The sequence below is a fragment of the Paenibacillus sp. J2L1-98 genome, from assembly GCF_056269405.1.
In genome coordinates, this window is record NZ_JBWDNW010000003.1 from 108,886 (window position 1) to 131,575 (window position 22,690).

The following is a 22,690-nucleotide window of genomic DNA, read 5'->3' on the forward strand; positions in this document are numbered from 1 at the left end:
CTATTTGGATAAGGGTATACAATTTATGCTTCATTCTTATTTGGAAAAAGAACGCCGTCACTGCATCAGTCGCAGGACGGCGTTCGGACAACTCGTCGGGTCGTATTGTTGGTTTCGTTTCGTTAGCAGACTGTCCCTGAATTGGCCTGAGGCGTAGGGCTCATGGATGAGCGAGAGCCAGCGGTCGACGGTATCGTTCGAGTCGAGCATTTCGCCAAAGCCGTTGCTTATGAAGTATTCGCAGTTCTCTTCTTCTTGTCCGGGAATCGGCTCATAAAACAGCATCGGAATTCCTTTGCTCATTCCCTCGGTGCAGGTCATGCCGCCCGGCTTCGTAATGAGTAAATCCGATGCGTCCATCAGCTTGTTGACCTCACGGGTGAAGCCGAGAATGCGAATGTTTGGATGTTGAAAGAGCGGATCTGCAAGCATCTTTTCCTTCATTTTTTCATTAGAACCGACACAGTAAATGAGCTGAGTGCTCTCCCGCCATTTGGTCATATACTCCAGGGCATTATCCTCGTACATAATTCCCCATCCGCCGCCCATAATGAGTACGGTGGGCATATTTTTTAAGTCAAACTGCTTTCTTACTTCTTCTTTCTCGTATGTATGCCAGAAATTCGGATGAACAGGTATACCCGTTACTTCGATTCGGTCAGTCGTAACCCCTTTTTCTACGAGTCGGTCCTTCACGAGCTCGCTGGAAACGAGGTATCGGTTGACTTCCTGATTTACCCATGATCCATGCGCATCGTAGTCAGTAATCAACGTATATAACGGCATGTCCAGTCCCAATCGTTTGAGCCGTGCGACAACCGCATTCGGTGCAGGATGGGTGCACACGATTAAATCTGGCTTCAGCTGGGATATTACCTGAGATGTTTGGGTATAAAACATACGGTGAAGTGCAAGCTGCGTAAAGCGGTTAAACGATTTTTTATAATTGCTGCGGTACATAAGACCGACCATCTTAGGCTGTTTGCTTACTGTTTTGCGGTATGCAGATATAATCCATGGACCAAGCACCGGATTAAGAAATTTACCAAGCTCGATGACGCGGGTCTGAATCCCCGGACATAACTGCTTTAGTCCGACAGCGAGCGCATAGGCAGCTTGAGTATGACCGGAGCCAAAGCCTTCAGAGAGCAGCAGCACTCTTTTCTTACGCATTCATTCCACCTACTTTTCTAATTCCATATTACGATGCAAGTGCGACTAACACAAGTTTTATCCGATAGGGTTGCGAATAACGCGGTGGATAATTTATCCTTAAACACAGATGAGCATATTATTATGATATGTTTCCCTTGAGTCAACTATATTTACATAAATTTTACAAGTGGAAAATAAAATAAAAGTGAGGATGAAGCGAATGGAACGATTAAATCAGGATGATCAGAGCTTGCAAATTGGGGATTACGTTCGAGCGGAAGTGCGCTCGGGTCATTATATAGGAGAACTTATTGAAATGAATGGACCGAGGGCGCTTGTAAAGGTGCTTTCTGTACTTAAACATCCGGAGCAAGGCGACCTGCACAATCCCTATAATCCGGACGTGCCAATGTTTCATGAGCGGCGCGCGCTCAGCTATACGGAAAAAACGACTGTTTTGATCCGTGATGTGAAGCCGTATACGGGCGCCATTCCTGAATACAGCGCTTCGTTAAGAGCTGCTGCTGAAGCGGAAATCGCTGCACTCGACCGGCTGCAGCGTTGGGCTGCAAAAGGGCTTGAGCAAATGCAGCAGCTTCAGAAGGAGTATAAGTAGCGTAATATTAATTGTTGATAAAGACGGTTTTTAACGTATCGCGATAGATGACCTGAAATTGCAGCCCTTCGGATACAGCAGCTAGCGGGACGTACAGCGTGCTTGCTTTGCCGCCTGAATGAATGAAGGCAGGCGGCGCATCGAGCGGCTTAGATACGCCGTTAATGCTAACAGAGGCAGCGCCGGCGGTTATACCGACCGTACTATTCTGCAGCATCACGGTAGCGGTTTGCGTGGAGGCGTTCCACTTGATTGTGGCGCCAATCGCATCCGTGATGCTCCTTAGCGGCACATAGGTTTGATTCTGCACAAGAAGCGGAATGTTGGCATTACCAAGCTCTTTGCCCTTGACGACAATCGAAACGGGCACCCCGTTCTCTCTAGGCTTGACTACAAGGTAATCGCCCCAAATGGCCTTCGCGAAGGCTTTCCCCATTGCCGCATAGCCGGCTCGGCTAGGATGGATATCTCCCTGAGCAATTGAAGTAAAGCTGATTTCTTTATCAATAAACATTGAAGCGACGTTTGCGATTTTTACATGTAAGCCATCCTTCGTTAAACGCTCTGTTACCTGATTGAGACGCTCGCGAAGCTGCTTGACGCTATTTTGCAGAAACAATCGGTCAGCTTCGGGGTATAATGGGAAAGTTAAGGCTCCGATCTTTACTGGCTGAGGGATTGGCAAATATTGATCTGCGATTACGACCTCAGCATCCGGCTGCAGGCTCAGCATCAGTCTAAGCGCAGCTTCGAGCTCCGTTTCGTAAGTGTTCAGGGCGCTGCCTTGCACAGCTGCTGCCTGATCTTGAGCTGCGCCCGCCTCTAACGTCGCCAATACGGAATACATGTCGTTGCCGCCGATCGTTATCACGATCAGATCTGCACGGCTTAACGCGGAGCGCAGCAGCTTTGTCTCGGCGAATATGCGCTCAGCCCGCGGATCAGGAAGGCTGCGCTGAATATCCGCGCTTTTCACGCCGGTTCCTTTACCGGCCGCATCCATCCATCGCCTCAGGCCAGTCGTACGTAAGCCAAGCACGCCGTAATTGGCATACTCCGCGCGAAGTCCATGGAAGAGTGCTTGCTCGTAGACATGCTCGACAAAGCCATAAGGAATCGATTGCTCGGTAAAGCCGTGCTCGAAGCCGGCCGTTACGGAATCGCCAACCGCGACGATTTGGTAGCTCATTTCTTCAATAGCTTTGTCCACTCCGGAAGCGGCATAGGCGAATTCTGAATTTTTTTCGCCGGGATTAATGGTGTGGGGAGGAGCGAAGCCGGACATAAGCAGTAAGGCGATTAGGGCAGAGGCAGAAGCGCGAAGCGGTACTTTCCTAAACTTGCTATACAACACGGACACATCCTTCTGATAATATATAAGGGAATATAGGTCGCATTCTTATGCTATGCTTATGTTTTGGAGCAAGAAGGAAGCCGTTCCGAAGGCGGAAGTTAACGGACAAATGCGATTGTAGTAAAATAGTGCAAATAATTATGAAAATATTAAATTGATTCCGCTATGGCCTAATGTTAAAATAATATAATAATCGCAATGTCGCGGTATAGGCCCGGTATATGGTCAATTAAACGCGGGGCGCTCGCAAGCCGAGCCGCTGACCGTTTAGCTTATGAATGGCAAGGAGCAGGCCGATGCGCCTCGCTGACTACCATTCTATGATAAAACAAGTTAAAAATGAAGCGTAATGCGTATTCATCGGTGCTTATTTTCAACACGTTCACGCTTACCCAAAAATCTTCTCATAGAAAGGTTGCACACAATGAAAGAACATATTTTGGGATTGCCGCCGAAGCAGGGGCTCTATGATCCGCAGTTCGAGAAAGATGCTTGCGGCATGGGCTTTGTGGCCAACATCAAGGGAATCAAATCACATAAGGTCATTCGCCAAGCGCTGATGCTGCTCGAGAATATGGAGCATCGCGGCGGTCAAGGCAGTGAACCGAATACAGGAGATGGAGCGGGTATTTTGCTTCAAATTCCGCATGCATTTTTTGCAGCTGAATTAAAGAAGCAAGAAATCAAGCTTCCGGCGGAAGGCCATTATGCTGTCGGTATGATTTTCATGCCGCAGGATGAAGCTGCCCGTATCGCAATTGAGCGTGAAGTGGAAGCGATCGTTCAAGAGGAGAACCAATCGGTAATCGGATGGCGTACCGTTCCGACGAATGACAAGAAGCTGGGTGAATCCGCATTAGCTGTGAAGCCTTTTGTTCGTCAGCTATTTATCGGAATGAACGATAGTCTGAAGGATAATATGGCATTTGAACGCAAATTATACGTAATTCGTAAGCGCGCAGAGCTTGCGATTCGTTATGCCGGCAAAGAAGGCGGCAATATGTTCTACTTCTCGAGCTTATCCTCGAGAAAGATTGTTTACAAAGGGATGCTTACGACTGAGCAGGTTCGTTCATTCTACACCGAGCTAAATGACGAGTCGGTTGTATCGGCGATGGCGCTAGTTCACTCCCGTTTCAGTACGAACACATTCCCGAGCTGGGAACGCGCGCATCCTTTCCACTACATGATCCACAACGGCGAGATTAACACGCTTCGCGGTAATGTAAACTGGATGCATGCCCGTCAAACGTTGTTCGCAACGGAATTGTTCGGCGACGACATCGAGAAAATCAAGCCTGTCATTAATCCGGACGGCTCCGACACAGCGATGTTCGATAACACGCTTGAGTTCTTGTTCCTGTCTGGCCGCTCCATGGCACATGCTGCAATGATGATGGTGCCGGAGCCTTGGTCTAATCACGAGAGCATGAGCGACGAGCGCAAAGCGTTCTACGAATACCACAGCACACTGATGGAACCGTGGGACGGACCGGCTGCGCTCGGCTTTACTGACGGCGTGAAAATCGGTGCGGTGCTTGACCGCAATGGTCTTCGTCCGGCTCGTTACTACGTAACGAAGGACGATCATATTATTCTTGGCTCTGAGGCTGGAACAGTTGTAATTCCGCCTGAAGATATTTTATACAAAGACCGCTTGCGTCCAGGACGCATGCTGCTTGTTGATACAGAGAAAGGCCGTATCATCTCCGACGAGGAAGTGAAGGCAGAGATCGAGACGGAGCACCCTTACCGTGAATGGCTGAATGAGCATCTTGTTGATTTGGAAGATCTGCCTGAAGCTCCGGAATTGCCGGAACCGAACCATGCTACTGTCCAAATGAGACAGCAAGCATTCGGCTACACGTATGAGGATGTTCGCAAAGTGCTTGAGCCAATGGCAGGCAGCGGCGCGGAGCCAATCGCTTCGATGGGCTACGATGCTCCGCTTGCGGTATTGTCGGAACGCCCGCAGCGTTTGTACAACTACTTCAAGCAATTGTTCGCTCAAGTAACGAATCCGCCGATTGATGCGATTCGTGAAGAAATTATTACATCGACCGGCACGACCATTGGTCCTGAGCGCAATTTGCTCAATCCTGAGCCGGAGAGCTGTCGTCATATCAAATTGGATACGCCGATTTTATCTAACGAGCAATTCGCTAAGCTGCGCCATGTGCGCCGTCCCGGATTCCGTTCGATCACGCTTCCGATCTTCTTCCCTGCGAACGAAGGCGAAACGGGCTTGCGCGCTGCGCTTACACAAATGTGCGAAGCGGCTGATCGCGTAATCGCGAAGGGACATAATCTGCTTATTCTATCCGACCGCGGCGTCGACAAGGACAATGCAGCAATTCCGGCACTGCTGGCGGTATCGGCTTTGCATCATCACCTGATCCGTCAAGGCACGCGTACGAAAGTAGCTATCTTGCTTGAATCGGGCGAACCGCGTGAAGTGCATCACTTTGCTTTGCTGCTTGGTTACGGCGTAAGTGCGGTTAACCCTTACCTTGCTTTCGAGACGCTTGACGATATGATTCGTCAAGGCATGCTGCGCGGAATTTCGCATGACAAAGCAGTTAAAAACTTTATCAAAGCAGCGACTAAGGGCGTTGTCAAAATATTGTCCAAAATGGGTATCTCGACCATTCAATCTTACCGCGGCGCGCAAATTTTCGAAGCGCTCGGCTTGAAAGAGGAAGTCATCAACGAGTACTTCACATGGACGCCGTCACGTATCGGCGGCATCGGTCTTGACGTTATCGCTGAAGAAACGCTTAAGCACCATAACCGCGCATTTGCTGAGCAAGAGGGCGGAGAGAAGGAGCTTGACTCCGGCGGCGACTACCAGTGGCGTAAAGACGGCGAAGACCATTTGTTCACACCGCAGACGATTCATACGCTGCAAATGGCTTCCCGCGCAAACGACTATAAGCTGTACAAGAAGTTCTCGGCACTCGTTCAGGGTGAAGACAAGAAGCATCTGACGCTTCGTTCTTTGCTGCAATTCAAGGATGGCCGCCAATCTGTGCCGCTTGAGGAAGTTGAGTCGATCGAATCGATCGTTAAACGGTTCAAAACCGGCGCGATGTCGTTTGGTTCGATCAGTAAGGAAGCGCACGAGAGTCTGGCTATTGCGATGAACCGTTTAGGCGGCAAGTCGAATACGGGCGAGGGCGGGGAAGATCCTGCACGCTTCATTCCAGATGCGAACGGAGATTCCAGACGCAGCGCAATTAAGCAGGTTGCATCCGGACGTTTCGGCGTAACGAGCAACTACCTGGTTAATGCGGACGAGATTCAAATTAAAATGGCTCAGGGCGCTAAGCCTGGTGAAGGCGGACAATTGCCTGGCCTTAAAGTATATCCTTGGGTAGCCGAGGTTCGTGGTTCAACGCCTGGCGTAGGCCTCATCTCTCCTCCGCCGCATCACGATATTTATTCGATCGAGGATTTGGCAGAGCTTGTTCATGACTTGAAAAATGCTAACCCGCGCGCTCGCATCAACGTGAAGCTCGTATCCGGTGTCGGCGTAGGAACAATTGCAACCGGCGTAGCAAAAGGCCGTGCGGACGTCATTATGGTCAGCGGCTACGATGGTGGAACAGGAGCTTCTCCAATGGGCTCGATCCGTCACGCGGGTCTGCCGTGGGAGCTTGGTCTTGCAGAAACGCATCAAACGCTAATGCTGAACAAATTGCGTGACCGCGTTGTCCTTGAAACGGATGGCAAAATGATGAATGGCCGCGACGTTGCGATTGCTGTGCTGCTTGGAGCTGAAGAATACGGCTTCTCGACTGCTCCGCTCATCGTGCTTGGCTGTGTCATGATGCGCGTATGCCAACTGGATACATGTCCGGTAGGCGTTGCAACACAAAATCCGGAATTGCGTAAGAAATTTATGGGCGATCCTAGCCATGTCGTTAACTACCTGCGCTTCATTGCTGAAGAGCTGCGTGAGATTATGGCAGAGCTTGGCTTCCGTTCAATTCAAGAAATGGTTGGCCGCGTCGATATTTTGGAAACAAAGCAGCTTCGCGAGCATTACAAAGCGAAAGGCATCGATCTTTCAGGCTTGCTGTACGAAGCGGATCTTCCGCACGATGCAGTACGCTATAACGTTCAAGAGCAAAACCACGGACTTGAGCTATCGCTTGATATGCAGCAGCTCGTTCCTCTTGCGCAAGCAGCGCTCGAGAACGGTGAACGCGTACGCGGTACGTTCCCGATCTTGAACACGAACCGTGTTGTCGGAACGATTCTCGGCAGTGAAGTGACTCGCCGATACGGTGCAGCTGGTTTGCCTGAGGATACGATTTCCTACCATTTCGTTGGAACGGCTGGCCAAAGCTTTGGCGCATTCGTGCCGAATGGAATTACGCTTTCCATCGAAGGCGATTCGAATGACTATGTCGGAAAAGGTTTATCGGGCGGCAAAATCATCGTAGCACCGTCTCCGAAGGCAACCTTCGTTGCAGAGGATAACGTTATTATCGGTAACACTGCGCTGTATGGCGCAACTAGCGGCCAAGCTTATATCCGCGGTGCTGCTGGTGAACGCTTCGCTGTACGGAATAGTGGAGCTAACGTTGTTGTAGAAGGCGTGGGCGATCACGGCTGTGAATATATGACTGGCGGACGCGTCGTTATTCTCGGTAACACGGGACGAAACTTTGCGGCTGGTATGTCCGGCGGCGTCGCATATATCTATGATGAGAAAGGCGATTTCTACAACCATTGCAATTTGGAAATGGTACTGCTGGAGCGTCTCGAGGATTCACTGGATATTGCTGAGCTGCGCGGCTTGATTGAATCACATGCTCAATATACGGAGAGCGCAATTGCCTCCCGCTTATTAAACGATTGGGATGTATCGCTTTCGAAGTTCGTTAAAGTTATTCCGAAGGATTACAAGCGTATGCTTGAGCAAATCCGTAAGGTCGAGGATAGCGGATTAGTCGGCGAAGCTGCATTGCTTGCAGCCTTCGAAGCGAACAAAAAAGAGCTTGCCCGCGCAGGCGGCAAGTAATAAGAACCAAGCTTATTTAACCATATATTTCAATAAAGGGACTGTTCCTGAAGTAGCATAAACTACTTCAGGCGACAGTCCCTTTTGTTTTTCGACAAAATGCCACCAAATTAGAAAAAAGCCGCGCCCATCAACCGACATATTCCATCCGATGGCTCGGTTATAATGAGGTTAAAATAGACTTTCTTATCAATATTCTGTTAAAAGACGGTCGAATATTGCGTTCATCTCCGCTTATCCCTCAATTCTGCAAGTCGGCTGCCGATGCTCATCGAATTCCTCCTGTCATAGAACAATTGCTAGTTTTAAATGAATATGGAAATGTAACCATTGGATGCTTCTGCTGCAAAACATGAGAATATACGATCATTTTTGCTAATAGGTATGATGGAGGAATTGAGCATGGCTATGAATTCAAATGATGCCTCGCGCGCTCACATCAGGCTTCGCTTCACAGAAGGCGTGAAGGCAGAGCTTAGGCTAATTAGTAATGATGGACAGCTGCTTACACCTTCGACGACTACAGTGCTCCTGCTTAACTTAAGTCAAAACGGCTTATGTTTTTTATCAGGGCTGAAGCTGCCCATACAGCAAAACTATTCCGTTGAATTCCGAATGACGATTTCGAACGTACAAATTATTGTTCGCGGCCGGATCGTTTGGAATTCAAAGAAAGATAATCAATATGCTCACGGCGTGCGATTTGAATGTTCAGATACCCTTCGCTCATTAATTATAGGTGTGATGAACCAAGAAATATTGGAAAGACAGCCGCAGCAGCGAAAGATTCATTATTTATACAGCAGATTATTAAATAAAAAGCGTATGCATTACAGCGGCTAGCCTAATCAATAGCAGATTGGTAATAGCAGATTGGCAATCGCATGAATGAAGGGGGACAAGCTTTGAAAATCATATTATTATCAGGCGGGTCTGGGAAGAGACTATGGCCCTTATCAAATAGCAATCGTGCAAAGCAATACTTATCGGTGCTGGGAGGCCCGAGGGGCATGGAATCGATGCTGCAGCGGCTATGGCGTCAGCTTGATGAAGCTGATTTACAGGAGCATACCCGCATTGCAACCTGTCGTCAGCAGGTAGAGCTCTTACAGAGGCAAGTGGGCGAAAAAGCACCGCTCATTATTGAACCTGAACAACGTGACACCTTCCCGGCAGTGGCGCTCGCTGCTGCCTATTTGTATTCTATCGCCGGTGTATCTTTAAGCGAAACGGTCATTATTATGCCAGTGGACGCATATGTTGGTAGTGATTTCTTTACATGTATAAGAGGGCTTCCTAAGCTGTTCAGAGAAAGCCGGTCGGAGATGCTGATGATTGGGACAAGGCCTAGCTTTCCATCAGAGCAGTACGGCTATATCATTCCTATGGCAAGCCCTTATAGCGACGATGAGGTGATGTATGAACGCAAGGTGCGCACATTCAAGGAAAAGCCTCATGAGGCGGAAGCGGAATCGTTAATTAAGAACGGGGCATTATGGAACAGCGGCATCTATGCCTTTCAGCTTGATTATTTGATCTCGATGCTTATGGAACGCGGCCTGCCTATTCATTATGATGAGTTATACAAACAGTACGGTAAAATGCCGAAATCAAGCTTTGAAGCTGAAGTCACACAAAAAACGTCTTCCCGATCAGTCATATGCTACGATGGGGAATGGAAGGATCTCGGGACCTGGAAAACGTTGTCGGAGGAATTATCCTTTGATCGGTTGGGAGTTGGCGAAGTATCGGATGATAGCGAGCAGTCTCAGCTTATTAATGAGCTCGACATTCCTATCTCGATTATCGGTTTAAATAATGTGATTGTTGCCGCAAGCCAGGATGGAATTCTTGTGACTAACAAGGATGCCGGTCCCGTGCTAAATGCAAAGCTTCTGTCTATGAACGAGCGGCCTAAGTATGAGGAGCGACTCTGGGGACACTCGAAGGTAATTGATTCAGCAGTACTGGCATCAGGACTGCATACCGTCACGAAGCGAGTCTTTATTGCTGCAGGACAGAATATCAGCTATCAAATGCATTTTAAACGAAGAGAGGTGTGGACGATTCTGTCTGGAAAAGGGCTGCTGATCTTGGACGAGGCGTATCGCGTTGTTGAACAGGGTGACGCAATTATCATTCCAGAACGCTCCAGACACAGTATACGTGCTGTTACGGATCTTGAGCTAATCGAGGTGCAAACCGGCAAACAAATCAATGAGGAAGATGTCATTACGCTCGGAGTGACGTGGGATGAGATTACGAGCCAACTAAATATGGCATAGGAGAATAGATTATGGTCCGGAATGAGCTGGCTGTCATTATCGCAAAGGTCATTGAAAATCGAGGCTCAATCGATATTACTTGCTACGGTGATGCGATGTTTCCTTTATTGCGCGATGGGAATGTGACGACTTTCGTTCGAGTGCGTGAAGAGGAATTGCAGATCGGAGATGTATGCTTGTTTGAAACGAATGAGGGACACCTTTTGTTTTATCGCATGATTGATATTGACGATGAACAGCAGCCAGCAACATATACATTCCGGGGCGATACATGCGATATACCGCAACAACCCGTTATTTACTCCCAGATCATAGGTAAATTGAAAGCTGTTCACCGTGATGGAAAGGTATTGTATGTGAGTCACTGGCGGTCGCGTTTATTGGAGGCAGCAGTGCTTCAAATTCCGTTCTGGTCGAAATTTTCCAGGTGGATGGCTAATCGGCGTTATGATCGAGCATCTACCATTTAACGCAGCATCCCGCAAATTACCCGAGAGGTTGAGACATTCATTACGAAGAGAGAGGAAGCGATCTATCGGATGAAATGTTCAGAGGACCGTTTTTATTGTGTTAGTTGCGGACAGATGGTTTCCAGTCCTGAGGCGGATATATTGTTTCGAACAGGATTTTTCCGAGTAGTGCATCCAATGGGTTATTGCTTATCATGCAGCATGGAGCAGGATAAGCTGGATGCTAAAGCAGGATCGCCGGGTAAGACCAGTAACTACGACTATAAAATGTTCCTTCGAGCAGACGCGAAAGCTGCCGAACATGTTATACAACCTTATCGGACGAATGATAATGAGAGCCTCTGTCCTACAGTGTAGCTGTAGAGCAGAGGTTATTTTTTGCAAACTTCCAATTGTTTCCTAGATCGTTTATAATGAATAGGATTTGGATTTTTAGAGGAGGAACACTGGACATGGAGCAGCCCATAGTTAAATTGCAAAATGTGACTAAAAAAATCGGTAACAGAACGATTATTGACCGGTTGACACTTGATTTATCTCTCGGAGAAGTATTCGGTTTCCTCGGTCCTAACGGCTCGGGCAAGACGACTACGATTCGGATGATGGTTGGCTTAATGTCGCTTACTGACGGAGAAATAACAATTGGCGGACATAGCATCACGAAGCATTATGAAAAAGCGATTCGTCATGTTGGAGCAATTGTAGAAAATCCGGAAATGTATAAATATTTGAGCGGATATGATAATTTAATTCATTATGCGCGTATGATTCCAGGTATTACAGAGCATCGCGTTCATGAGGTCGTTAAGCTAGTAGGCCTAGAAGGGCGAATTCGCGATAAGGTGAAAACCTACTCGCTTGGCATGCGGCAGCGGCTGGGCGTAGCGCAGGCTATATTACATAAACCGCAGCTCCTTATTTTGGACGAGCCTACAAACGGTTTGGATCCTGCAGGCATACGCGAGCTGCGTGATTACTTGCGCATGCTTTCCAAGGAGGAGGGTATTGCCGTATTCGTGTCGAGTCACTTGTTATCCGAGATGGAGCTTATGTGCGACCGGGTTGCCATTATCCAGAACGGTAAGCTGATTGACGTCAGGACGATTCGCGGCGAGCATGCCGCTAAAGTAAATAACCGCGTCGTTATCGAAGTCGACCGCCCGCAGGGCGCGCTCGAAGTACTGCAGGCTGCTGGAAGATCAGGGGAGCTTGAGGGTGAGAACACGCTCACTGTTGAAGCAGACAAAGAAAACACAGCAGCGATTAATGCATCGCTTGTATCAGCAGGAATTAAAGTATACGGCATTCGGGCACAAGTCAAAACGCTTGAAGATCAATTTTTGGAAGTGACGGGAGGGGAACGAATTGGGTAATTTTTTGCCGCTTGTTCAAAATGAGAATATGAAAATTTACCGTCGCCCCCGCACATGGGTGATGTCAGCAATTATGGTTGTGCTAGTATTAGCCATTTCGATATTATGGCTCATTTTCGGTGGACGGGACACCTCGATGTGGGATGTCGCATTTATGGAATCATCGATTTTGTTTCTGCTTGTAACGATCTTTACAGTCGTTATCGCTGCTGGCGGAGTAGCGGAAGAGTTTACAAGCGGTACCATTAAGCTGCTGCTGATCCGTCCATGGTCGCGGTCGAAAATATTGTTGTCCAAATATATTTCGATTATGATATTTGCTATCTTGCTCGCCATACTATTGTTCGCAAGTACCCTACTTGTGAATTGGATTTGCTTTGGTATCAATGCATCGCCGGATATAAAGCCGACCTTTGTAGGAGCTGAAGGGGAAAATCCACTTTCCTACATGTTGAAGTATTATGGCTTAACTTTAATTTCGCTTGTCGTGACGGTAACGCTTGCTTTCATGCTCTCGACCGTGTTCCGCAGCAGCGGTCTTGCAATTGGGATGGCGTTGTTCCTTCTGCTCGGCATCAACAGCTTTATCGGCCTCATTGCGATGCTGGACTATAAATGGATCGATTATCTGTTGTTTATCCATTTGAACCTGACACAATATTTAGACGGCAACCCGATGCGGCAAGGCATGACCTTAGGCTACTCGCTTGGCGTGCTTGGCGTTTATTACATCATCTTCATCGCTTTAACATGGTATAGCTTCAATAAGCGCGACGTTGCCTCATAGGCAGCTTCATATTATCAAAAAGCCGTTCCTGCTCCTGCTGCTTCTTCGGAAGACAGGCGGTAGACGAACGGCTTTTTTTGTTATCCAGCACCTTGTCCGGTCAACATGTCTGAAGATCGCTACTATGTCTACATCTCGGACAAACTATTGTCATATGATGTATGTATCGCTGAGGTGGCATACAGATGCAGAAACACGTTTTCATATAGTAAGTCTAGCGAAACAATGATGGACAACAATTCGGTAAGGTTCAAAATATAATGGGTGGTGATTGGCGTTGAAAGTGACAGCTACGAAATTTTCTGGCGTTATATTAATTGAGCCTACTGTTTTTGGTGATCAGCGCGGCTTTTTTATGGAGAGCTACAATCAAAGCACATATATTAAACATGGCATCGCAATTCAATTTATTCAAGATAACCATTCCCTTTCCAGTGAAATGGGTACCCTTCGAGGGCTTCATTACCAATTAGACCCTAAGGCGCAGTCGAAGCTTGTAAGAGCTACCGCAGGAGAAATTTATGACGTTGTCGTGGATATTAGGAAGGGTTCTCCGACCTATGGACAATGGCAAGGATTTGTTCTATCGGCTTCGAATAAGATGCAGCTGCTAGTGCCGCGAGGGTTTGCTCATGGCTTCTGCACTCTATCTTCTAATAGCGAAGTTCAATATAAAGTTGATGAAGAATATAGTGCCGAACACGACCGGGGCATAGCATGGAACGATCCTCTACTTGCAATCGACTGGCCGACATCGAACCCGATATTATCAGATAAGGACAGCAGGCATCCGCTACTGGCCGATGCGGAAATTAACTTTGTATATGAAGGGTGAGTCAGACACGTGAAATTACTCGTAACCGGCGGCGCCGGCTTTATAGGGAGTAACTTTGTTCTATACATGATTAAACGCTATCCCAGCTATGAGATTGTCAATGTCGATGCGCTTACTTATGCGGGTAATCTGGAAAATCTGCGCTCGATTGAGAAGCATCCGAACTATTCGTTCGTGAAAGCGGATATCGCAAACCGTACGCAGCTGGAGCCGTTATTCGCAGAAGGCGTTGGTGCGGTCATCAACTTTGCAGCTGAATCGCATGTGGATCGGAGCATACTGCATCCGGAAATTTTCGTACAGACGAACATCCTCGGTACGCAAACGCTGCTCGATTTGGCGAAGCTATATAACATTACTAAATTCGTTCAAGTGTCTACGGATGAGGTTTACGGTACGCTTGGTGAAACGGGGCTCTTTACTGAAGATACTCCTATTGCGCCAAACAGTCCGTATTCGGCAAGTAAAGCGGGAGCGGATCTGCTCGTTAGAGCTTATCACGAAACATTCGGCCTGCATGTCAACATTACGCGCTGCTCCAACAACTATGGTCCATTTCAGTTCCCTGAAAAACTGATTCCGTTGATGATCCAAAATGCGCTGCAAGATAAATTGCTTCCGGTTTACGGAGATGGCCTCAATGTGCGCGACTGGCTGTATGTAGAGGATCACTGCTGCGCCATTGATCTGGTGCTGCACAAAGGGCGCGCCGGTGAGGTGTATAACGTAGGCGGCCGGAATGAGCGCAACAACCTGCAGGTTGTCGGTACAATTCTTGAAGAGCTCGGGAAGCCGGAGACGCTTATCTCACATGTGAAGGACCGTCTTGGTCATGACCGCCGCTATGCGATCGATGCGGATAAGATCCGCAATGAACTTGGCTGGCAGCCGAAATTCAACTACGAGGATGGGATTAAGGAAACGATCCGCTGGTATGTGAACAATGCGGAATGGATGGAGCGGGTCGCGTCCGGCACTTATCGGAAATACTATGATACGAAATATAAGAATCGCCCGGAGGCGATCGAATAACATGTCTAAATTAATAATCGTCATTACGGGTGCGAATGGACAGCTGGGACGTGAATTGACGGAGTGGCAGTCAACTACAGCCGACATCATTGGACTCGGCCGTCATGAGCTGGACATTACCAGCCTTCCGGCATGCCGCAAGCAATTCACGCTTCACCGTCCGGATGTTGTCATTCATTGCGCAGCCTATACTGCCGTGGATAAAGCCGAGACCGAACGGGATGAGGCTTTTCGAGTGAATGCAGCAGCAACGCGCAACGTGGCAGTTGCTGCCCGGGAAGCAGGCGCTAAGCTTTGTTATATAAGTACGGACTATGTATTTGATGGAACAGGCACAGCGCCGTACAATGAATATGACCAAACTAATCCACAAACCGTGTATGGGAAGTCGAAGCTTGCCGGCGAGCAAGCCGTACAGACGCTGCACGACCGTTTTTACATCGTACGCACTTCTTGGGTATTTGGAAAATACGGCAATAATTTTGTGAAGACGATGCTGAAAATAGCCGGCGAACGCGATCAGCTCAAGGTGGTGGCTGATCAAATCGGATCGCCAACCTATACGTATGATTTGGCTGCCTTCTTATTAGAGCTCGTGCATACCGATTTCTACGGCATCTACCATGCCTCAAATAGCGGAATTTGCTCATGGTTTGATTTTGCCAAAGCGATTTTTGAAGACAGCGGTGCCGACATTACAGTGGAGCCCTGTACAACGGCTGATTTCCCAAGACCGGCGCCTAGACCGGCCTACTCGGTAATGGATCATACCGCTATTCGCAGTAACGGACTTACAATGCTGCGTCCTTGGCGTGAAGCGTTAAACGACTATCTCAAACAAACCGGTCATATTGTAAAGCCAAGCCTGCCTGATTAGAAATAATCGGCGGGCTTTTTTTATTGAAGAAGTATACGTTTCTAAGCACGCGCTCAAACTAGAGACACTTGTCAGCGGCTCCTCGGCAAGGAGAAAATGAGGTGTATTATGGCTTTGTGGTGCATTTGGCTGATTGCGGCGCTGGTCATTTATATTGTTCAAATAGCGGCTGTGTTCTTCATGGAGCATCGTCGTCCGGCACAGCTGACAGCTTGGCTGCTGCTCGTATTCGTATGCCCGATCATTGGTTTTATCGCATACCTTTTGCTCGGGAAAGAATTTACGAAGCGCAGGCGTTTAGAACGCTTTAAGCAGGAGGCAGTACGATACGCGAGCCAAATATCTGAAAAGGTCAGCGGAGCAGCCGATATGGGAAACGAGCAGCTTAAGAGTCAAGAAAAGCTTTATGCTATGCTTGCGGGGCTTGTCTCGTTTCCGGTTACCCGCAACAATGAAGCGTTAGTGCTAACGAACGGTAACGATACGTTTGAAGCAATATTAGAACAGCTTGAGCAGGCCAGCCATCATATACATATGGACTATTACACGATTCGTGATGATGATATCGGCAGACGTTTTTTGCAGGTGCTGACGCGAAAAGCACGGGAGGGCGTAGAGGTTCGGGTGGTGTATGATGGAATCGGCAGCTTGCACTTGAGTGAAGCCTATATTGACGAGCTGCGCCAAGCAGGCGTTCGGACGAGCTGTTTTTTGCCGCCGCGGGTCGCCTTGCTCGACAGGAAATTAAATTACCGCAATCATCGGAAAATTGTCGTTGTAGACGGCAAGGTAGGCTTTATCGGCGGCATTAACATTGGCGATGAATATGTAGGGAAAGATCCTAAGCTGGGCTTCTGGCGCGATACACATTTGCGGTTAAAGGGCGACTCCGTCTATTATTTGCAGGAGCTGTTCATGAACGATTGGGCATTTGCGGCGAAAGAAGAGCTGGATGGCAGCGCTTATATGCCGCGGCATCTTAGCGAGGGGAAGGAACGTGTATTGATCGTCTCCAGCAAGCCCGGACAGCATGATCACAAAATCATCGAGGTGATGTTTGCGGCAATTACGGCAGCGAGCACACGGATTTATATAACCACTCCGTATTTTATTCCCGATCCCAGTTTGATCATGGGTCTCAGGACAGCCGCGCTCAGCGGTGTGGACGTTAGGCTTATCATACCGGGCAAAGCCGATTCCATACTCGTGCTGCTGGCGACTTTATCGTATATACAGGACATGCTGGAAGCCGGTGTGAAGGTGTACCGGTACGAGAAGGGCTTCGTTCATGCGAAGGTGATGATCGTTGATCAAATGCTGGCAATGGTTGGGACGGCGAATGTCGATATGCGAAGCTTGTACAGCAACTTTGAGCTGAGTGCGGTGCTTTTTGATGAAGGAACGATTAACCGTTTGGAAGCTGATTTTATTGAGGATTTGCGGCATAGCCGGGAGCTGGAGCGCAAAGCCTTCCTTAACCGTCCGAAGCGGCAAAAGGCGGCTGAGGCTCTCCTTCATATGCTATCGCCGCTGCTTTAACCGATGCATGGTTGACTGCAATTTCGGGCATATTTTTCGTAATGGCTTATAATAACGAGCCGTCACATCGAATGCAGAGGCAGCTGCCCCGGCATACGTTAAACTTTTGGGAGGGTATTATTGTGACCGATACGAACAATGATCAAAAGCAAGCAGCAGTAGATCGAAAGCATGAGGGCCGGGACGATTATTTTATGGATATCGACAGGATGGTAAATGAAGGATTAGGCGGCGGCAATGTGACGCTGCAGAACGGCCTGATTGACGAATCAACAACGGATACGATGGATCAGGAAACGAGGTAAAGGCTTACCGCGTTAGGAAATATTCATTAGAAAGGCTAGGAGGAATAAGCTGAATGGATACAGCGCGTGCGATGCAAATTTACGAGTCAGAGCAGACGTTTTTGGTTAAACTGGACGAAGATTCGGTCTGGATCGAAAATGTTGACGAAGCGAACGGCATGGCGACCGTTATGGTCAATAACAACCCTGTGAATACGAAAACGGTATCTGTTGACCGGTTGAAGGAAATCGATAAGTAAAGACTGGAATTACCGATTAGTCAAAAGCCGAATTGGCCATGCCGGCAGCATGCGTCGATTCGGTTTTTTTATGGTAAAGTATGAAATTTTATCCTAAAATGAAGGGTAGAGTTGATGCATTACAAAGAATGGGATTGCAGAGAGGGCGATAAGGGGTATGGAATTAGAGCAAAGACAACGGTTTATAAAGCTCCGATGGATCAGAGGAGCTATCGGCATTGCACTCTCGTTGATGCTGCTGCACGCTTCGATGTTTGGTCAAACCGCTTATGCAGCGGAGGAGACGTCTGATTTAGAGCAAGAAGAATCATACGGAGAAAAGGCTAATATATCGGATGAAGAAGCAATTAATATTGCCTTGAAGTTGTTTCCCGAGTTGAAAAAGGCTGAAATCAAAGCGGTTAATTTTGAAAGGGAAGATCAATTTCAAAGGTTGAGCGGGGACGTATGGAATATTACTTGGTCGCTTGGTACACCAATGGCTGAAAGCGAAGTTAGAATCCGAATAGATCCATCGAACGGTCATGTAGTTGGTTATTATAATGATGCCCATTCCTTAGCTAAAGCGGGCTATCCCTTGAAAGTATCGCGGGATCAAGCAACCGGGATCGCTAAGCGATTTGTTACGAAAGCGGAGACATCGATCAAGGTAAATGAATTGATAGAACAGTCGGATTTTGGACAACGATACAGCTCTCCGTCATTATTTTATCCTATGCAATATCATTTTGTATTTAATGTCCTTGTTAACGGTTATCCTACCAATAGCGAGTTTGTGTATGTCACGATTAACGGAAACGGAGATGTTGTTTCGTATGATGCCTTGCTTACTCAGACGGTTTTTCCTTCGCCTGACACCAAGCTGACGAAGAAGCAGGCAGAGAAACAATTCAAGGACGGAACGAAGCTGCAGCTTTATTACATACCTGTGTACGATGAACAATATGATTTTTCCCAACAAACGGAAAACAGCTATCGCTTAGCATACGGTGCGGGAAGTGAGGCTGTACCCTTAATTGACGCTAAGACGGGAGAAGCTGTCAACCTCCGGGGTTTCGATAATGGATCAAGCAAACAAAGCTTCTCAGCTATAAAATCATCGGTCTCTCCCTTTAAGGCCTATGCCGGAGAAGCATTAACGGAGGAAGAGGCACTCGCCATTGTCACATCAGCTGTAGCTTTGCCCCAAAATTTAATTCGGGTACAAAGCTCTCTTATTGAGGACTGGCAAGAGACAAACCGGACGGTATGGGAGCTCAATTGGAACTTGCAGCTTAATGAACAGCAAAATCACAAAGTTGTTAAAGCTACTGTTGACGTCCATACGGGTCAAATAGTCGATTTTAGTACGAATGAGTTCAGCGATTCCAGTGAAGCAGAAAGCATCGTCCGTCAACCTTCCATTACAGAGCAAGCCGCGAAGCAGAAGGCGCTTGATCTGGTGACAGCTCTTTATCCGAATGCGGGCAAATATATGCGGATTCTCGATGGCGAGGCTTCTTACACGACTCAGGGAGAAACGTTCTATCATTTCTATTTCATTCAATTTTTCAACAATATTGCCGTAATGGATAGTAATATTGCGCTTACGCTAAACGGTGATGGAGAGTTAAGAGAGTACAGTCGTACTTTAGCTGATCCTTCGGACCTGGAAAAGAAAATAAGCGAATTGAAGCCGAACTTGTCTCTCGAGGAAGCGTTGGTTTTGTATAACAAAGCGATAAGCGCAGATTTGTTGTATATCACTTCAATAACGGATGATAGGGAAGACAAGAATCAAACATATGAAACGAAGTTTGTCTATTATCCGTTAATTAATGGCACGACCGATGAATATATCGTTAATGCCGTAACGGGAAAGCTGGAGCTAGAATATATAGAGGATCAAGCAGTTGAGGGAGACTTCATAAGCAAGCCAACCGATATTGACAAGCACTGGGCAAGCAAGCAGCTTAATGTGATGGTTGATTACGGCATTTTACAAGCGGATGAGAATGAACTGCTGCATCCTGACGAAGCACTGACAATCGGGGATTGGATGACGATAATTTTAAATAGTATACAGCCTGGTGAAGATGATTATGCAGCTACCCCTTTAGAGCTTGAAAGAGGTTTTGAGGATACCGCAGAAGAGGACTCATATGGGGAAGCATTAAGCTTTTTTGACAATCAAGGCTGGCTGGATGGGACTGCGAGCGCCGACATGGATTTAAATCAAACGCTGACGAGGGATCAGCTTGCGCTTATTCTGATGCAAATGCTTAATTATGACAAGCTGTCGGCATTCCTGGACAAGGATTATGACATTTCATCATTAAAGGATGCTGCGTCCATTAAGAACAAAGGGGCCGCTGCGCTTGCAATCAAGCTTGGACTGCTTACCGCTTCTAAAGGCAAATTTAGACCGGATACTCCTGTTACGAAAGCGCAAGCAAGCGTTGTCTTGTTACGTGTGGTCAATATTCAAGATAAACTTGATTTTTCGCTTATATAACATGATCACTGGTGCGAACCTGACTGCGAACATGGCAGTCAGGTTTTTCGCATATTTGCTCAGCCGCCGTATGCCTCGCGAAACGCAGTGCACAGCTGAGTGCGATCCACTTCCCATAGCTCCGCAATTTCAGCGCTGACATTCTCTTCCCACCAATCGCATTGAACTTTGCGGTTGCTTTTATTTTCGTAGATCCAGGTCAGGTTTAGAATAACCTTTTTAAAATAAATGTCTTCGGCTTTCTCCATCTTTTCCTTCGATATCCACAGCTTCATCCGCTTGACGGCGCGGTACAGCTCGTTGCTGCAGGCCCGGCGTATTTTTCGCGCGGTTGGATAGCCGGCGGTATGCTTTTGCGCATCAGCTTTCATTGCGAACCGACTCCTCTCTATCCCATATGTATGCGTATGGTGAGGAGCAGGTCACTTCGATTAGCTTGATAATGCGGTCATTGCACGACGATATAGCCGACCATCGGTCCGCCGTGACGCATATCGGTGTGGGTCAAGCACAGAATGGGGTAAGTGCCCGCCTTCTCTGCCGTAAAGCGGACAATCGTTGTTTTGCCCTTCGTTACTTCGCCGCGCAGCCCTAGGCCTTCTACGACAAAAGGATGACTGTTTCCGTTCACGCCGCTAATTTGCAGCTCGATCGGCTCTCCTTTGCTGACGTTTATAGTGCCGGGGTGCCAGACGTATACTTCCAGTTCCTTGCCGTCGGCGGTTTCCGTTTTGTATTCGCCCGTCACCAGCTGGATGACACGCGCTTCCGAGGCCTGTCCGCCAACCTCTCGCGACCGGTCCCAGCTTAAGTAAACGCCGGTCAAAATGATTAACGCTGTTACAACGATAAATAATTGTATTTGCCGTTTACTTACAATAAATATTTTGGACATGAAACACTCACCTCATCTATTCGTATCATTTAAGGCTAGTCTATGCGGATGCTTGACAGCACATGACAAAAGTGGAAGGTTGTCCGTATCGTATGTTAGAATAGCTTCAGCACGGAGTAGAAAGAGAAACCATATTTTATTAAAGGAAGGCGGATTGAGAGAAGAGATGGAATGGATTCATGGGATGTTGGATGGTGCGCTGCAGTGGGTTGAAAGCTTAGGGTATTTTGGCATTTTAATCGGACTTTTAATTGAAGTGATCCCGAGTGAAATCGTATTGGGCTATGGGGGTTACCTTGTATCGCAGGGGGAGATAACCTTCTGGGGAGCTGTTCTATTCGGTACGCTCGGAGCGATTGGTCAAAACTGGATCCTTTATTGGATTGGCAGGTACGGCGGTCGTCCTATCGTTGAGAAGTACGGGAAATACATAAAACTCAAACAGAAGCATGTCGACACCGCCGAAAAATGGTTCAACAAGTACGGTGCGGGAATCGTGTTTACGGCTCGCTTCGTTCCGGTGATGAGACAGGTGATTTCCGTTCCTGCAGGTATGGCACGCATGAATTTTGGATTATTTACGCTTCTTACTGCTCTGGCTTCACTGCCCTGGTCTATTTTATTTATTTATTTAGGAAGCACGCTTGGCGAAAATTGGGATAAGATCGATGAAAAGGCTGCGCCATATGTACAACCTGCCATTTTAATCGCAATAGCGCTGCTTATCGTATATGTGCTGTTCAAATTTGTACGTTCGCGCGGCAAATCGGTATAATGGAAAAATGTTGAATGCGTCAAAATTGGATTAACCAATAAGTAGACGAAAGAGGGATTCATATGAGCAAAAGCGTAGCAGACAAGCTCGGCAAAGGAATTAGTCCGCAGCAATTTATTGACGGCATGACAAAAAATAATGAGCAGTTTACCGATTGGTCTGAAAAGTTCATTTGGACGGATGAGAGTGATAAGGAGTATTTCGAGTCGCTAAACAATCGTGACGATCTTCGCGTTTTGATTCTGATGGCTGATTGGTGCGGTGATGTCGTGCGCAATATCCCCGTCGTGTTCAAAGCGCTCGAGAACAGCGGAATCCCTACTGAGGTGCTTATTATGGAAGAGCATATCGATACGATGGATCAATTTCTGACGATGGGCGGCCGTTCCGTACCCGTTGTCATTATTGCCGACACAGGCGGAGCTGTGCTTGGACAATGGGGACCTCGTCCGAGCCATGTACAGGAAGCGATGATTGCATTCAAGAAAGAAAATCCAGACCGCGAAGCGGCTGATTATCAAGAGAAGCTGGCGGTTACCCGGCAAGAGATGGGCCGCCGTTACGGTGAAGGCACGGATTATCAGTCCATTATTGTGAAAGAGCTTCGCACTTTGCTGGAGTCGTTTTAAG

At 47.6% G+C, this 22,690-nt stretch carries 20 protein-coding genes; 16 read left to right on the forward strand and 4 right to left on the reverse strand.

All coding sequences use genetic code 11. The features are described from left to right. Positions 1–57: 57 nt before the first annotated feature. A complete protein-coding gene (locus AC0YNZ_RS08800; RefSeq protein ID WP_475826255.1) occupies positions 58–1,173 on the reverse strand; it encodes an MGDG synthase family glycosyltransferase in 1,116 nt (371 codons plus the stop codon). Positions 1,174–1,375: 202 nt separating this feature from the next. On the opposite strand from AC0YNZ_RS08800, the gene kapB reads away from it, so the two are divergent. Then, entirely contained in the window at positions 1,376–1,771 is a 396-nt protein-coding gene (gene kapB, locus AC0YNZ_RS08805) for a kinase-associated lipoprotein KapB (protein WP_475826256.1), read from the forward strand. 7 nt (positions 1,772–1,778) lie between these two features. On the opposite strand, the gene AC0YNZ_RS08810 is transcribed toward kapB, so the two are convergent. After that, positions 1,779–3,122: an SGNH/GDSL hydrolase family protein gene (locus tag AC0YNZ_RS08810; RefSeq protein WP_475826257.1), complete on the reverse strand. Its 1,344-nt coding sequence runs from the start codon at positions 3,120–3,122 to the stop codon at positions 1,779–1,781. A gap of 427 nt (positions 3,123–3,549) precedes the next feature. Here AC0YNZ_RS08810 and gltB point away from each other — a divergent pair, with 427 nt between their 5' ends. From gltB to AC0YNZ_RS08875, 13 genes are all read left to right on the forward strand, one after another. Continuing rightward, positions 3,550–8,154 carry a glutamate synthase large subunit gene (gene gltB / locus AC0YNZ_RS08815; protein WP_475826258.1) on the forward strand — a complete coding sequence of 1,535 codons (4,605 nt, stop codon included), beginning with the start codon at positions 3,550–3,552 and terminating at the stop codon, positions 8,152–8,154. A gap of 402 nt (positions 8,155–8,556) precedes the next feature. Then, positions 8,557–8,997 (forward strand): PilZ domain-containing protein, encoded by a 441-nt coding sequence (locus AC0YNZ_RS08820; RefSeq protein WP_475826259.1) that lies wholly within the window; start codon positions 8,557–8,559, stop codon positions 8,995–8,997. 62 nt (positions 8,998–9,059) lie between these two features. Continuing rightward, positions 9,060–10,439 (forward strand): sugar phosphate nucleotidyltransferase, encoded by a 1,380-nt coding sequence (locus AC0YNZ_RS08825; protein WP_475826260.1) that lies wholly within the window; start codon positions 9,060–9,062, stop codon positions 10,437–10,439. Positions 10,440–10,450: 11 nt separating this feature from the next. Next, entirely contained in the window at positions 10,451–10,909 is a 459-nt protein-coding gene (locus tag AC0YNZ_RS08830) for a S24/S26 family peptidase (protein WP_475826261.1), read from the forward strand. 452 nt (positions 10,910–11,361) lie between these two features. Further along, positions 11,362–12,282 (forward strand): ABC transporter ATP-binding protein, encoded by a 921-nt coding sequence (locus AC0YNZ_RS08835; RefSeq protein WP_475826262.1) that lies wholly within the window; start codon positions 11,362–11,364, stop codon positions 12,280–12,282. After that, positions 12,275–13,069 carry an ABC transporter permease gene (locus AC0YNZ_RS08840; RefSeq protein WP_475826263.1) on the forward strand — a complete coding sequence of 265 codons (795 nt, stop codon included), beginning with the start codon at positions 12,275–12,277 and terminating at the stop codon, positions 13,067–13,069. The genes AC0YNZ_RS08835 and AC0YNZ_RS08840 overlap by 8 nt, the downstream gene beginning before the upstream one ends. A gap of 277 nt (positions 13,070–13,346) precedes the next feature. Beyond that, the gene (gene rfbC / locus AC0YNZ_RS08845; RefSeq protein ID WP_475826264.1) at positions 13,347–13,904 is read left to right on the forward strand and encodes a dTDP-4-dehydrorhamnose 3,5-epimerase; all 558 of its coding nucleotides are present in this window, start codon (positions 13,347–13,349) and stop codon (positions 13,902–13,904) included. Positions 13,905–13,913: 9 nt separating this feature from the next. Then, complete coding sequence (gene rfbB, locus AC0YNZ_RS08850) at positions 13,914–14,936, forward strand: dTDP-glucose 4,6-dehydratase (protein WP_475826265.1); 1,023 nt, start codon at positions 13,914–13,916, stop codon at positions 14,934–14,936. A 1-nt stretch (position 14,937) separates the two neighbouring features. Beyond that, positions 14,938–15,813: a dTDP-4-dehydrorhamnose reductase gene (rfbD, locus tag AC0YNZ_RS08855; RefSeq protein ID WP_475826266.1), complete on the forward strand. Its 876-nt coding sequence runs from the start codon at positions 14,938–14,940 to the stop codon at positions 15,811–15,813. Between the two features lie 108 nt (positions 15,814–15,921). Continuing rightward, positions 15,922–17,352, forward strand: coding sequence for a cardiolipin synthase (gene cls, locus AC0YNZ_RS08860; RefSeq protein ID WP_475826267.1), 1,431 nt, complete (start codon positions 15,922–15,924; stop codon positions 17,350–17,352). A gap of 122 nt (positions 17,353–17,474) precedes the next feature. Further along, on the forward strand, positions 17,475–17,657 hold the full coding sequence (locus AC0YNZ_RS08865) for a hypothetical protein (protein ID WP_475826268.1): 183 nt from the start codon (positions 17,475–17,477) through the stop codon (positions 17,655–17,657). A gap of 53 nt (positions 17,658–17,710) precedes the next feature. After that, complete coding sequence (locus AC0YNZ_RS08870; protein WP_475826269.1) at positions 17,711–17,896, forward strand: H-type small acid-soluble spore protein; 186 nt, start codon at positions 17,711–17,713, stop codon at positions 17,894–17,896. 157 nt (positions 17,897–18,053) lie between these two features. Then, positions 18,054–20,390, forward strand: coding sequence for a YcdB/YcdC domain-containing protein (locus AC0YNZ_RS08875; RefSeq protein ID WP_475826270.1), 2,337 nt, complete (start codon positions 18,054–18,056; stop codon positions 20,388–20,390). Between the two features lie 59 nt (positions 20,391–20,449). On the opposite strand, the gene AC0YNZ_RS08880 is transcribed toward AC0YNZ_RS08875, so the two are convergent. Together AC0YNZ_RS08880 and AC0YNZ_RS08885 are read right to left on the reverse strand one after the other, a co-directional pair. Next, entirely contained in the window at positions 20,450–20,761 is a 312-nt protein-coding gene (locus AC0YNZ_RS08880) for a dehydrogenase (protein WP_475826271.1), read from the reverse strand. Positions 20,762–20,838: 77 nt separating this feature from the next. Further along, the gene (locus tag AC0YNZ_RS08885; RefSeq protein ID WP_110769709.1) at positions 20,839–21,285 is read right to left on the reverse strand and encodes a cupredoxin domain-containing protein; all 447 of its coding nucleotides are present in this window, start codon (positions 21,283–21,285) and stop codon (positions 20,839–20,841) included. Between the two features lie 166 nt (positions 21,286–21,451). Here AC0YNZ_RS08885 and uptA point away from each other — a divergent pair, with 166 nt between their 5' ends. Next, positions 21,452–22,060, forward strand: coding sequence for an undecaprenyl phosphate transporter UptA (uptA, locus tag AC0YNZ_RS08890; protein ID WP_475826496.1), 609 nt, complete (start codon positions 21,452–21,454; stop codon positions 22,058–22,060). Positions 22,061–22,122: 62 nt separating this feature from the next. Beyond that, the gene (locus AC0YNZ_RS08895) at positions 22,123–22,689 is read left to right on the forward strand and encodes a thioredoxin family protein (protein ID WP_475826272.1); all 567 of its coding nucleotides are present in this window, start codon (positions 22,123–22,125) and stop codon (positions 22,687–22,689) included. The last annotated feature ends 1 nt before the right edge of the window (position 22,690 follow it).